Here is a 12993-nt window from a genome sequence, read left to right as displayed (position 1 = left end):
GGTCGTGACGGCGGTTCAGCCCCCGCCGGTCCCGGCCGGGGGCTCGGGCTCCGGCTCGGTCAGCAGCTGCTCCAGGACGGGCAGCGCCGCCAGCAGGGTGTCGAGCCGGCCGGGGTCGAGCCGGGCCATCCTGCGGGCCAGCAGCTCGGAGCGCTCGCGGCGGATGCGGCCGAGCAGGTCGGCGCCCTCGGAGGTGGTGCTGACCAGCCAGGAGCGGCCGTCTGAGGGGTCGGGCTGCTTGGCGACCAGGCCCGCGGCGATCAGCGGCGCCATCGTCCGGGTCAGTGAGGGGGCCGCGACCTGCTCGTGGGCGGCCAGCTCACCGATCCGCAGCGGGCCGTGCTCCAGGGTCCTGGCCAGCGCGGACAGCTGGGCGTAGGTGAGGTTGAGGTCGTCGCCCGAGGCCTGCGCGAGCTGGCGGTAGAGCCGGGCGATGACCAGCCGCAGCCGGGAGACGGCGGAGGAGGAGGGCGCCCCGCGCCCGTCGGTGTCGGTCATGGCGGGGCGCCTCCTGGGTCCTGCCGCGGTCAGCTGTCCGTGCTGGTGCGGCGACTGCGGATCAGCGACGCGCCTGCTGCGACCAAGGACATCACGATCGCCAGGGCGAACACCACGACCAGGCCGTCGTGGAAGGGACCCGAGATCAGGTGCGGGAAGAACTCCCGCCCGGTCAGGGTGTGCGCGTCGGCCGCGGGGAGCTTGCCGAGCAGGTCGGAGCCGAGCAACTGCTGGATCGGGTTGTAGCCGAGGAAGGCGGCGAAGAGGGTGCCGACCGGGGGCAGGTTCGCCACCTCGTGGGCGTTGGCCGCGGGCACGCCCTGGCCCATGAGGCCGGTGCTGAGGGTGTGCGGCAGCGAGCGGGCGAGGCCGGCGACCATCAGCGAGAAGAAGACGCCGATGGACAGCACCATGCCGGCGTTCTGGAAGGTGGCGCGCATGCCGGAGGCGGCGCCGCGGGACTCCGCGGGCACGCTGGCCATGATGATCGAGGTGTTGGGCGCGGCGAACAGGCCGCCGCCGAGGCCGTTGAGGAAGACCACCAGCGCGAAGACCCAGTAGCTGAAGTCGGTGGGGATCAGCAGCAGTCCGGCGAAGGAGCCGGCCATCACCACGAAGCCGGAGGCGGCGAACAGCCGGGCGCCGTAGCGGTCGGACAGCGCGCCCGCGACGGGTCCCGCGGCCAGGAAGCCGACGGTGAGCGGCAGCAGGTAGATGCCGGCCCACAGCGGCGTGTCGGCGTAGTTGTAGCCGTGCAGCGGCAGCCAGATGCCCTGCAGCCAGATGATCAGCATGAACTGCAGGCCGCCGCGGGCGATGGAGCCCAGCAGGGTGGCCGCGTTGCCGCCGGCGAAGGCCGCGTTGCGGAACAGCGCGAGCGGGAACATCGGCTCGGCGACGGCGTTCTCGATCAGGCAGAAGGCCACCAGCGTCGCGACGCCGCCGATGAGTCCGGCGAGCACCCAGGGGTTGGTCCAGCCCATGGTGTGGCCGCCGTAGGGCTGGATGCCGTAGGTGATGCCGGCCAGCAGCGCGGTCAGGCCGGCGGCGAAGGAGATGTTGCCCCACCAGTCCATCCTGGCCGGGCGGCGCACCCCGGTCTCGTGCAGCGAGCGGTAGGCCCACACGGTGCCGATCAGGCCGATCGGCACGTTGACCCAGAAGATGGAGCGCCAGTTCCACTCGGCGAGCAGGCCGCCGAGGACCAGGCCGATGAAGGAGCCGGCGATGCCGGCCACCATGTTCACGCCGAGGGCCATGCCGCGCTGGCGGGCCGGGAAGGCGTCGGTGATGATCGCCGCCGAGTTGGCCATCAGCATGGATCCGCCGACCGCCTGGGCGACCCGCCAGCCGATCAGCCACAGCGCTCCGCCGCCGCCGTGCATCGGGTCGACGGAGAGGATCACCGAGGTGACGGTGAAGATGAGGAAGCCGGCGTTGTAGATCTTGACCCGGCCGAGGATGTCGCCGAGGCGGCCGAGCGTGACCACCAGGACGGCGGTGACGAGCATGTAGCCCATCAGCATCCACAGCAGGTAGCTGACGTTCCCGGGCTGGAGCGGGTCGAGCCTGATGCCGTTGAAGATCGCGGGCAGCGAGATCAGCACGATCGAGGAGTTGATCGTGGCGATGAGCATGCCGAGGGTGGTGTTGGACAGCGCCACCCACTTGTAGTTCGGATGGTCGGCTGCGATACGCGGTGGCCGCCGCTGTATTCGCTTGGTCGCGTCTTCGGTCGCCATCAGGCCGTTCACACCCCGCCCGGGTCAGTTACTTAACTTAGGTTAAGTAATTCTAGCATCGGGCTGCCCCCGCGGCCCCTGCGCCGCTCAGCCGCGGCGGCGCAGCAGGATGCCGCGCAGGAAGGCGGCCTGGCCGGCGTGCTGGAGGTCGTCGGAGACCACGCTGACCAGCCGCACCCCGAGGGTCACCGGCGGGCTCCAGCGGCGGTCCACCACCGTGTCGAGGTCGGCGTCGTCGAGCGTGCGCAGGTAGCGGAGGGTCTGCTCGTGCACCGCGTCGTAGTAGCCGGTGAGCAGTTGGGCGGAGCCGACCTTCACCTCGGCGACCTGGTCCGGGTTGTGGCCGTAGCCGATGTCGGCGGCGTCGAAGGGCAGGCCGAAGCGCTCGTCCCAGCCGTCCTCGGTCCAGGTCTGCGGGCGGCCGGCGACGGCGGCGACATGGTCGTCGTGGACCCGGGTGAGGTGCCAGACCAGCCAGCCGACGGAATTCGCCGCCGGGTCGACGCGGTCGGCCAGTTCGTCGGCGGTCAGTCCCTCGACGGCGTCGTGGACGACCTCCTTGATGCGGCCGTAGGCGTCGGCCAGCAGTTCAGCGGTGTTCATCGGGGCTCCTCGCGAGGGCGGGGCGGCGCCGCCGCGGCGGTCCCGCGGCGGCCTGATGATCCGATACTCGCCGATCACCGCCGCGGGGGCGCGCGATTTGCGGCGGCCCCGGGCGGGTCGTGCGACCCGCCCAGGGCCGGGCGTGCGCGGGGCGCTGCTCCTTCCGGCCGTAAAGTGCCGCCTTCCGGTCAGCTCCCGCCGTACTGCCGTCCGGTCAGGACGACAGCGTCCACTGCTGGTTGGTGCCGCCCGCGCAGGTCCAGATCTGCAGCCGGGTGCCGTTGGCGGAGCTGCGGCCGGTGGCGTCCAGGCACTTGCCGGACTGGGGGTTCACCAGCGTGTTGCCGGTGCCCTTCTGCCAGACCTGGGAGCCGGTGCCGTTGCAGTCGTAGATCTGCACCTTGGTGCCGTTGGCGGTGCCGGCCGCCGCGACGTCCATGCACTTGCCGAGCGCCTGCAGGGTGCCGCCGGAGCCGACGGTCCAGTTCTGCGCGGTGGTGCCGTTGCAGTCGTAGAGCTGGACCGCGGTGCCGTTGGCGGTCGCGGCCGCCGCGATGTCGACGCACTTGTCGGCGTAGCCGGAGTGGATCGGGCCGCCGCCGGTCGGCGGCGGGGTGGTGGCGCCGCCGGTGACGGCGTTGAAGATGCTGGAGAACTGCCAGGCGGACTGCGAGGTGCCGCTGCAGCCGCTCTGGGCGGAGCCGCCGTTGGAGGCGCAGGCCTTGTCGCGGCCGAGCGCCCAGAAGGACAGCTCCTGGATGCCGTTGGACTTGGCGAAGTTCTCCACGTCCTGGGCGTCGGAGGTGGAGAAGACCTCGCTGGAGGTGTCGTTGACCCCGATCATCGGGGTGTTGCCCTCCATCGCCCACAGCTGGGCGGAGGACTTGGTGTTCCATATCTGGCCGAGCTGGGTGTGCAGGCCCTGCGCCGCGCTGATGGCGGCGTTGCCCATGTCCATCGCGGACCCGTAGTCCATCGTCATGATGTTGACGAGGTTGACGGTCAGGTTGTGGCTCTTGGCGTTGTTCAGCAGGCTCAGGGAGTTGGACTCCAGGCCGCTGGGGTCGACCGGCAGGGTGTACTGCACGTCCAGGCGCTTGCCCTGGACGGCGTACTGCTGCTGGAGGTCGGCGAGCGCGGTGTTGCGCCGGTCGTTGGCGGCGGTGTTGTTGAGCGCGCTGCCCTCGATGTCGAAGTCGACCCGGGTCAGGTTGAGCCCGTCGATGACCCGCTTGTACTGCGTCTCCAGCGCGGAGACCGACGTACAGGCGAGGGCCTCCTCGGTGCCGGAGGCGCCGCCGAAGGACGCGATGACGTCGCCCCCGGAGGACCGCAGGCTGTTGACGGCCGAGGTCCAGCTCGCGTCGGTGATGGAGGTGTCGCCGTTGAAGGTGGCGTTGCAGCCGCCGCCGTCGATGACGAAGGCGAGGGTGAAGTACTTGATGCCGGTGGCGTTCTTGGCGTTGGTCAACGCCGACGGCGAATTCCACACCTCGGCGTAGGGCGCGGCATATTGCGCCGGGAAGCCGGGGCCCGGGTTGGCCGCGGCGTGTGCGGGGGCGCCGGTGGCGAGCAGCAGGCCGGCGGCCAGTGCGGGCACTGCGGTGAGGGCGCCGAGCGTCTTCAGCGCGATGCGCGGTCTTTGCATGGGGGGGAGGCCTTCCGATAGCGGACAGCCCGGTCCGTTGATTCAGATGAATGAACGGTGGACGCCGACCTGACTGTCGGCGCATCGGTGACCGTAGGACTAGACCAATGCGGCGTCAAGCCCCCACGTTCATCACCTGAATACAATCCGGCCGCGCTTACGCTCCGTCACGGACGCGGCGCGGTGCCTGCGTTCAGGTTTCGAACGCGGGCACCGCCTCCGGCCTGCGGCCCTAGCCGGTTGCGTTGATGGTGAAGGTGGTGGTGGTGTTCTGGATGTCCACCGCGTTGTCGCTCTCGTGCAGCCCGTTGATCGTCACGGAGCCGACCGCCGGGCCCTGCCCGGACTCGGGCTGCGGGTTGGCCCACAGTCCGAAGCCCGACTTGGCGTCGAAGGCGTCACCGCTCTTGTGGGCGCCGGTCACCGACAGGTTGGTGAAGACCGTGTCGCTGATCGGGTTGAGCGAGGTGCTGCCGTTCCACTTGGTCTGGAACATCACACCGGCGTACGTCGGGTCGGTGATGTCGATGTTGTTGAACCGCAGACCCTGGAGCTTGAACTCGGCCGAGAAGATCCACAGCGCGGGGAAGGCCTGCTGTCCCCAGAAGTGACCGCCGTCTCTCGCCAGCGAGATGTTGGAGAAGGTGGTCTGCGGCGAGGACTCGAAGCCGAGCGCCGGGATGCCGCCGAACTGCAGCGAACCGACGGTGATGCCCGGGTAGGTGAGGCTGTCGGCGATGTAGAGGTTGCTGAAGGTGTTGCCACCGCCGCCGTAGACCGCCAGGCCCGCCGCCCGCCAGACGTTCTTCACCGTCAGGTTCTGGAAGGTGTTGTTGACCTCCTGCTCGTTGGTGTGGTCGATCGCCGGGAAGAGCGCGAAGCTGTCGTCACCGGTGGACCTGGCCTCGATGTTGCTGACCGTGTTGCCGCTGGACCCGTTGGTCAGGTTGACGCCGTCGGCGAAGGTGTCGCGGATCCGCAGGTTGGTGATGGTCGAGTTGTCGACGTTGGTGCCCCAGACACCGACGATGGTGTGCTCGATCCACACGTTGTCGATCGTCATACCGGTCACACCGGTGAGGTCCCACGGCTTGCCGGGGCCGTCGATGCGGCTGGTGTAGTTGCCGAAGAAGCCGAAGCCGCTGAACTTCGTGCCGCTGGCGGAGGCCAGGAAGCCGGCGTCGGTGTTCTCCTGCCCGGTGGGCGTGTAGAAGCGGGTGAACCAGGGACCGGCGCCGAGCACGTTGATGGCGCGGCCGTAGACGTTGAACTTGCTGGACGTCTGGTAGTCGCCGGCAGGCAGGTAGACACCGAGCTTGGTGGTGTCCTGCCGTGCGGCGTCCAGCGCGTTCTGCACGTCCTGCTGGGTGAAGCCGGCCGGCACGACGTACTTCGTCGTGTCCGGGTTGGCGATCGCGGTCGCCTGCTCCAGGTCGACGGAGTCGATGTTGTAGTAGGCCGCGGAGTTCGCCGCGTCCTTCTGCAGCCGGATCTTGTGGCCTGCCGGGACGGTGGTCCCGAGCAGCACGTTGGCCTCGTCGTAGATGTGCCGCGGGGCGCCGGAGCCGGCCGAGTTGCCGGGGCTGGCCTCGTCGCCGTACAGCCACTCGTACTTCGAGGTCAGGCTGATGGTCTTCAGGAAGGTGCCGTCGACGTAGATGTCGAGCGTGGTCGAGTCGGTGCCGTCCGGGATGTTGAAGCGGGTCACCAGCGTGTTGGTGCTGTTCAGCGTGGTGAACTCGACCGAGGCGCCGTTGCTCGCCAGGTGCACGGCCTTGCGGCCGGACGCCTCGCCCGCGGGGTCGCCGATGGTGCGGTTCGGTCCGAGCACCGTCGCGCCGCCGGCCAGGACGCCGGACTCGGCCTCGTAGGCGTCGTACGGCATGTTGGCGCCGCGGCCCACGAACAGCGACTGGCTGCTGGTGTTGTTGGCCTGCTTGATCGACAGCTCGTTCGCGTCGGCGGCGATCACGGTCTTGACCGTGTACTTGCCGTTGACCGCGGTCCAGCCGCCCAGGCTGACCGGGCTGGTGGTGGCCCCGGCCGCGATCGCGCCGCTGTAGGAGCCGGTGAGCGTCTTGACGACGCTGCCGGTGGTGGCGTCCGCGACGGTCAGGGTGATGTTGTGCGCGCCGGAAGCGGAAGCGACGGTGCCCTGGTTCTTGACGGCGACCGAGAAGGCGACGTTGTTGCCCGCCGACGGGTTGCCCGGCGACCAGGCCACCGGGGAGGCGACCAGGTCGGAGGTGTCGACCGGCTTGACCACCAGGGCGGTCGGGTTGGTGTAGGAGTTGTTGGTCTCGTTCTGCTCGACGACCGTGTTGGCCTCGTCCACCTTGGCGGTCAGCTGGTAACTGGCCGCGTCCTTGGCGCCGATGCTCGCCGTCACGACGGTGCTCGCGCCGGCCGTCAGGGCGCCGACGTTCGCGGTGCCGACCTTGACGGTGCCGAGGTAGAAGTTGACGTTGCTGGCCGGCGAGGAGTTGGTGCCGGCGTTCTTCACGGTCGCGCTGAGCGTGATCGGGTCGGTCTCCACCGGGGCGGAGGGCGACGCGGTCAGCCCGGTCACGGTGAGGTCCGGGTTCGGGCCCGGGACGCCGATGACCTGGAATTCGGCGGCCTGGCCGCCGCCCGCGCCGGAGTTGCCGCTGAAGACCAACCGGACGTCGGCGACCCGCGAGGTGACCGGGATGGTCACCGAGTTGCCGGAGCCCGGGTCGAAGGAGTAGCTCTTGGGCGCGACCAGCTGGGTGAAGCCGCCGGCGCTCTGCTCACGTCCCTGGACCTCGATGGTCTGGGTGCGCGCGCCCCAGGCGCCGCTGGGGTTGAGCTTGACCACGACCGAGCCGGTGTCGACGTTGGAACCCAGCGAGACGGTCAGCGAGCTGGTGCCGCTGCCCTCCCAGTAGGTGTTCAGGTCGTCGTCGTCGGCGTTGGCCGCGACGAAGTTCTGCACGGTGGAGGTGGCGGTGATCGGCTTGCCGACCGCCTGGTTGGTGCCGCCGGTGGGCGGGGTGCTGCCGTTGCGGGTCACCGTGTTGCTGTTGCCCGACTCGTTGCCCGCCGCGTCGATCGCGCGCACGAAGTACGCGACCGTGGCGGAGTCCGGCTGGCTGTCGGTGTAGGTCAGGGTGCTGCCGCCGGTGGTGGCGACCTTGGTCCCGTTGGCGAACACCTCGTAGCCGGTCACCGCGGTGTTGTCGCTCGACGCGCTCCAGGTCAGCTTGATCTGGCCGGAGCCGGGCTGGGTGTAGGCGAGGCTGCCGGGCGCGGTGGGCGCCTGGGTGTCGCCGGAGGTGCCGGTACGGGTGACGGTGTTGCTGTTCCCGGACTGGTTGCCCGCCGCGTCCTTGGCCCGTACGTAGTACGACACCGTCGCGGTGTCGGGCTGGCTGTCGGTGTAGGTCAGCACATTGCCGGTGACCGAGGTGCGCAGCTGGCCGTTGGCGTAGACGTCGTAGCCGGTCACCGCGGTGTTGTCGGTCGCGGCGCTCCAGGTCAGCTTGATCTGGCCGGAGGCGGGCTGGGTGTACGCCAGGTTCGCCGGCGCCGAGGGGGCGGTGACGTCACCGGTGGCGGGGCCGTACACCTCGAACTCGGATATCTGGCCGGCCGGCCAGCCGGTGTTGCCGGTGATGTTCAGCCGGACATAACGGGTGGTCGCGGTGTTGAAGGTGATCGTCACCGTGTTGCCGGTGGACGGGTTGAAGGTGTAACCCGTGGACGCGACCAGGTCGTTGAAGGTCGTGCCGTTGGTGCTGCCCTGGACGGCGAGCGTCTCGGTACGGGTCGCCCACGCGGTGGCGGGCGGCAGCTTCAGCACCACCTGGTTGACCGGCACCGCGGAGCCCAGGTCGACCCTGAGCCACTGCGGGAAGGCGTTGTTGGCGCTCTCCCAGTAGGAGTTGGCATTGCCGTCGACCGCGTTGCCCGAGCCGTAGACGTCGGCGTGGCTGGACTCGGCGGTGGTCTTGCCCGCGGCGAGGTTGTCCGTGGCGGCCGCGGCGGCCTGCACGGTCATCTCGGACAGCTGGGCGGACTTGCCCGCGGTGTTCCCCGACACGTCGGCGCGCAGGTAGCGCGCCTTGGTGGCCGGGAAGCTGATGGTGACCGTGTTGTCCTTGGCCGGCGTGAAGGTATACGCCTTCGAGCCGACCACCGTGGAGAACAGCGTGCCGTCGTCGCTGGCCTGCAGCGACAGGGTCTCGGTGCGCGCACTCCAGGAGGCCGGCACCTTGAGCTGCACCTTGTCGATCAGGGTGCTGCTGCCCAGGTTGACCTGCGCCCACTGGGGCAGGGCGCTGCCCGAGCTCTCCCAGTAGGAGTTCTGGTCGCCGTCGTTGAGCCGGTCGGCGGTGTTGCCGCCGCTGGTGCTGCTGGCCGAGGCCGCCTTGCCTGCGGCAAGGTCCGGCACTCCCGCGGCCACGGCGGGCAGGGCGGAACCACCCAGCAGCAGCAGGCTGGTGGCGACCACCCCCGCCGTCAGCCGCGGGATCGAGCGCTTCGTTCTCATAACGTCCCTCTGTGTCGTGTGGGGAAGATCAGGGGAAGGGCGAGATGGGCTATCCGAAACGTGCGGGATGAGCATGTGAAGTTGCGCTCATCCCATGCAGATCAATCGTTGTTCTGCTCATTATTTGCGTGCGTGTTGGCAGAGTGTTACAGACGCGCTACGGCGGCGTCTACGCCTCGGAAGGCAACGATTCACGCGCGGGCAAAGGAAGTCGGCGCGGCGGGCGCGGCGGCCCGGTCGGGCTACTTGAAGACGTCGCGGACGGCCGCGGACGAGCGCCGGTAGAGCCCGATGTCGCCGAGGCGGCGCTTGACCAGGGCGAGCCGGGGGAAGCGCTCGGTCGCCTCCCTGCCCGCCTTGTCCAGTTCCTCCACCAGCCGCTCCGACCGCTTCTCCAGCCCCAGCTCGTCCAGGATCCGGTCCACCTCCGCCAGCAGGGCGCCGTGCAGCTGCCACTGCCTGGGGTGTTCCCTGACCTTCACCAGCAGCAGGTCGGCGATCCGGTCCCGGCTCTCGGCGCTGTCCGCAAGCGCTTTCGTGAGCCGCTCCTCCGCGGTCTCCGCATTGGCCGAAACCTGGCTTGTGATCAGCACCGCGAAGCTCTCCACCGCATAGGCGATGTGGTCGAACAACTGCTCAAGCTGATCCGACACGTCGTCGGGGAAGAGGGGCTCGTCGGTGCGGTGCTTGGCGAGGTCGGTGAGCGTACGGGACAGCACCCGCAGCACCACCGCGCAGATCTCCAGGGTGTCGAGGCCGGTCCGCAGCACGATCCGGGAGAGCGCTCCCTCGCGCACCCGGGGGTTCCACCGCAGGCTGTCCTCCGCCTGCCGCAGCGAGGCGTCCACCTCGGCGATGTCGTGGTCGACCCGGCGTGCCTCGTGCAGCCGGGCGGCGGCGCGCGCGACCGGGAGGTGCCCGGCGACCTCGCCGCCGATCTCCCGGAACAGCCGGCCCATCCGGCGGGCCATCGACTCGATCGACTCGCCGGCCGGCTGCACCCACACCGGCGGCGCGAGCAGGTTGAACAGCAGCCCGACACCGGCCCCGATGAGCGTCTCCCAGATGCGGTCCCAGGCGGTGGTGGCCACCCGGGTCACCCCGAGGACCAGCATCGCGCTGATCGCCACCTCGATCTCGAACTCACCGGCCCGCACGAACCGGCCGATCAGCAGCGAGGTCAGGATGATCAGGCCCAGGCTCCACCAGCTCAGGCCCACCAGCACGCTGAAGACGATGGCGATCACCACGCCGGCGACCACCGCGTTGACCCGGCTGATCCCGGTGGTGAGCGTCGAGTAGAGGGTCACCTGGACCACCAGCAGCGCGGTGAGCGGCGCGGTCAGCGGGGCCGGGTTCGGCAGCAGCCACACGGCGACGACATAGGAGATGACGGACGCCGCGGTGGACCGCAGCACCTGGGCGGAGGCCGGCTCCGCCGACCAACGGACGAGCTTGACCATGGGTTCTGGAACGTCGGGCATCCCATGACCTTTCCCGCACCGGGCGATCTCACTGGCCCGGCACAGCCTAGGCACGAGGGAGCGGATCAGGGCCGTACGGCACGTCGCGGCGCGGCGGGTTCACCCCCCGGCGCCACGGGCTCGGGCGGGGCGGACGGCGTGTCAAGACCTTGCACTCAGCGGATTGCCGCATAACTCGTCTATGCGGGCAAGGAGTCCACTGATCGTTCAGGGGTCGACGGCTAGCTCTGACGCCTCGAAACAGTAGGACCAATCTCGTTCACTTTCTTGACGTGTCAGCAACAGCGCCGTAATCATCGCTGCAACCAGAGAGCGCTCTCACACGCACCCAGGAGACGCCGTGATCGGCAACCCCCCACAACTGTCCGGACGCATACCCCGCTCCCTCGTCTTCGCCTTCGTCGCGGCCGTGCTCGCGGCGTTCGCGCTCGCGGTCACCCAGAGCCAGGCCAAGGCCGCGGGCACCCTGCTCTCGCAGGGCAAGACCGCGACCGCCTCCTCGACGGAGAACGCCGGGACCCCCGCCTCGGCCGCCGTCGACGGCAACACCGGCACCCGGTGGTCCAGCGCGGCCGCCGACCCGCAGTGGCTCCAGGTCGACCTCGGCGCGACCGCCACCGTCTCCCAGGTCACGCTGAACTGGGAGACCGCCTACGCCAAGGCCTACCAGATCCAGACCTCGGCCAACGGCACGACGTGGACGAACGTCTACTCCACCACCACCTCGGCCGGTGGCAACGAGACCCTTACCGTAAACGGTTCCGGGCGCTATGTCCGGATCAACACGACCCAGCGCGCCACCCAGTGGGGCGTCTCCCTCTGGGAATTCCAGGTCTACGGCACCACCGGCAGCGGCAACTCGGCCTGCAGCACCACCAACGCGGCGCTGAACAAGACCGCGACCGCCTCCTCGACCGAGAACGCCGGCACCCCGGCCTCCTCCGCCGTCGACGGCAACACCGGCACCCGGTGGTCCAGCGCGGCCGCCGACCCGCAGTGGCTCCAGGTCGACCTCGGCGCGTCGCAGAACATCTGCGGCGTCCAGCTCAGCTGGGAGAACGCCTACGCCAAGGCCTACCAGATCCAGGTCTCGGCCGACGGCACCAACTGGACCAGCGCGTACTCCACCACCACCGGCCCCGGCGCCACCGAGCTGATCACGCTCAGCGGCACCGGCCGCTACGTGCGGGTGTACGGCACCCAGCGCGCCACCCAGTACGGCTACTCGCTGTGGGAGTTCCAGGTCTTCACCGGCGGCGGCGGCACCAACGGCGGTGGCACCAACGGCGGTACGACCGGCGGCACCACCACTCCCCCGCCCGGCAACGCGACCCTGCTGTCGTACAACAAGCCCGGCACCGCCTCGACCTACCAGGACGCCAACAGCTGCACCGGCTGCACCCCGTCCAAGGCCTTCGACGAGGACCCGGCGACCCGCTGGGCGACCAGCGACTCCAACGGCTGGGTGGACCCGGGCTGGATCGCGGTGGACCTCGGCGCGACCGCGCACATCACCCAGGTCGTCCTGCAGTGGGACCCGGCCTACGCGACCGCCTACCAGATCCAGACCTCGGCCGACGGCACCAACTGGACGAGCATCTACTCCACCACCACGGGCAAGGGCTTCAAGGAGACCCTGAACGTGGACGGCAACGGCCGCTACGTGCGGATGTACGGCACCGCCCGTGCCACCCAGTACGGCTACTCGCTGTGGACCTTCGACGTCTACGGCACCGGCGGCAACCCCACCTCGCCGCCCGCCCTCCCGCCGAACCCGGGCAACCCCGAACACCTGGTGTGGAGCGACGAGTTCAACGGCGCGGCCGGCACCAAGCCGGACACCTCCAAGTGGACGCAGGACGTCGGCGGCGGCCAGAACGGCGAACTGGAGTACTACACCAACGGCGACAACACCACGATGGACGGCAACGGCGACCTGGTCATCGAGGCCAGGAAGGAGAACGTCCAGGGCCACCAGTACACCTCGGGCCGGATCAACACCTCGGACCACTTCAACTTCACCTACGGCCATGTCGAGGCGCGGATCAAGGTCACCGGCACGCAGGGCCTGTGGCCGGCCTTCTGGATGCTGGGGTCGAACTTCAAGACCGGCACACCGTGGCCGAACTCCGGTGAGATCGACATCATGGAGCACGTCGGCAAGGTCGCGGACTCGGTCTACTCCACGCTGCACGCCCCCGCCTACAACGGCGGCAACGGCTACGGCTCCCCTTACACCGTGGCGGGCTCGGACTTCGCGAACGACTTCCACACCTACGCCGTGGACTGGGACTCCAGCCACATGACCTTCTCGGTCGACGGCCACGCCTTCTTCACCGCGGACAAGGCGACGGTGGAGTCCACCCGGGGCCCGTGGGTGTACGACCACCCGTTCTACATCATCCTCAACAACGCGGTGGGCGGTGACTGGCCCGGCGCACCGGACGCCACCACGGTCTTCCCGCAGCGCATGCTGGTCGACTACGTGCGCGTCTCGCAGTAGCG

7 protein-coding genes are annotated in these 12993 nt (G+C 69.5%); 1 reads left to right on the top strand and 6 read right to left on the bottom strand.

Translation table 11 applies throughout. The annotated features are described in order from the left end of the window. Positions 1-15: 15 nt before the first annotated feature. The 6 genes from OG900_34885 to OG900_34860 all read right to left on the bottom strand — a co-directional run bounded on the left by OG900_34885 (position 16) and on the right by OG900_34860 (position 10488). Positions 16-498, bottom strand: a complete 483-nt coding sequence (locus OG900_34885; GenBank protein ID WUH94824.1) for a MarR family transcriptional regulator — start codon at positions 496-498, stop codon at positions 16-18. A gap of 29 nt (positions 499-527) precedes the next feature. After that, positions 528-2135, bottom strand: a complete 1608-nt coding sequence (locus OG900_34880) for an MFS transporter (protein ID WUH96034.1) — start codon at positions 2133-2135, stop codon at positions 528-530. A 192-nt stretch (positions 2136-2327) separates the two neighbouring features. After that, positions 2328-2843 (bottom strand): DinB family protein, encoded by a 516-nt coding sequence (locus tag OG900_34875; GenBank protein WUH94823.1) that lies wholly within the window; start codon positions 2841-2843, stop codon positions 2328-2330. A 214-nt stretch (positions 2844-3057) separates the two neighbouring features. Continuing rightward, positions 3058-4491, bottom strand: a complete 1434-nt coding sequence (locus OG900_34870; protein ID WUH94822.1) for a ricin-type beta-trefoil lectin domain protein — start codon at positions 4489-4491, stop codon at positions 3058-3060. A 232-nt stretch (positions 4492-4723) separates the two neighbouring features. Further along, positions 4724-9004, bottom strand: a complete 4281-nt coding sequence (locus OG900_34865) for a discoidin domain-containing protein (GenBank protein WUH94821.1) — start codon at positions 9002-9004, stop codon at positions 4724-4726. 242 nt (positions 9005-9246) lie between these two features. Then, a complete protein-coding gene (locus OG900_34860) occupies positions 9247-10488 on the bottom strand; it encodes an aromatic acid exporter family protein (GenBank protein ID WUH94820.1) in 1242 nt (413 codons plus the stop codon). Positions 10489-10897: 409 nt separating this feature from the next. On the opposite strand from OG900_34860, the gene OG900_34855 reads away from it, so the two are divergent. Beyond that, positions 10898-12991 carry a discoidin domain-containing protein gene (locus tag OG900_34855; protein WUH96033.1) on the top strand — a complete coding sequence of 698 codons (2094 nt, stop codon included), beginning with the start codon at positions 10898-10900 and terminating at the stop codon, positions 12989-12991. Positions 12992-12993 lie beyond the last annotated feature (2 nt).

This window comes from Streptomyces sp. NBC_00433 (assembly GCA_036015235.1).
Taxonomy (GTDB): Bacteria; Actinomycetota; Actinomycetes; order Streptomycetales; family Streptomycetaceae; genus Actinacidiphila.
The sequence above is the reverse complement of the archived record's forward strand: the minus strand, read 5'-3'. Positions and strand labels throughout refer to the sequence as shown.

Coding starts and splice junctions, on each gene's coding strand:
- OG900_34875 (WUH94823.1), bottom strand. CDS start 2,843: ATGAACACCGCTGAACTGCTGGCCGACGCCTACGGCCGCATCAAGGAG.
- OG900_34885 (WUH94824.1), bottom strand. CDS start 498: ATGACCGACACCGACGGGCGCGGGGCGCCCTCCTCCTCCGCCGTCTCC.
- OG900_34880 (WUH96034.1), bottom strand. CDS start 2,135: ATGCTCATCGCCACGATCAACTCCTCGATCGTGCTGATCTCGCTGCCC.
- OG900_34870 (WUH94822.1), bottom strand. CDS start 4,491: ATGCAAAGACCGCGCATCGCGCTGAAGACGCTCGGCGCCCTCACCGCA.
- OG900_34865 (WUH94821.1), bottom strand. CDS start 9,004: ATGAGAACGAAGCGCTCGATCCCGCGGCTGACGGCGGGGGTGGTCGCC.
- OG900_34860 (WUH94820.1), bottom strand. CDS start 10,488: ATGCCCGACGTTCCAGAACCCATGGTCAAGCTCGTCCGTTGGTCGGCG.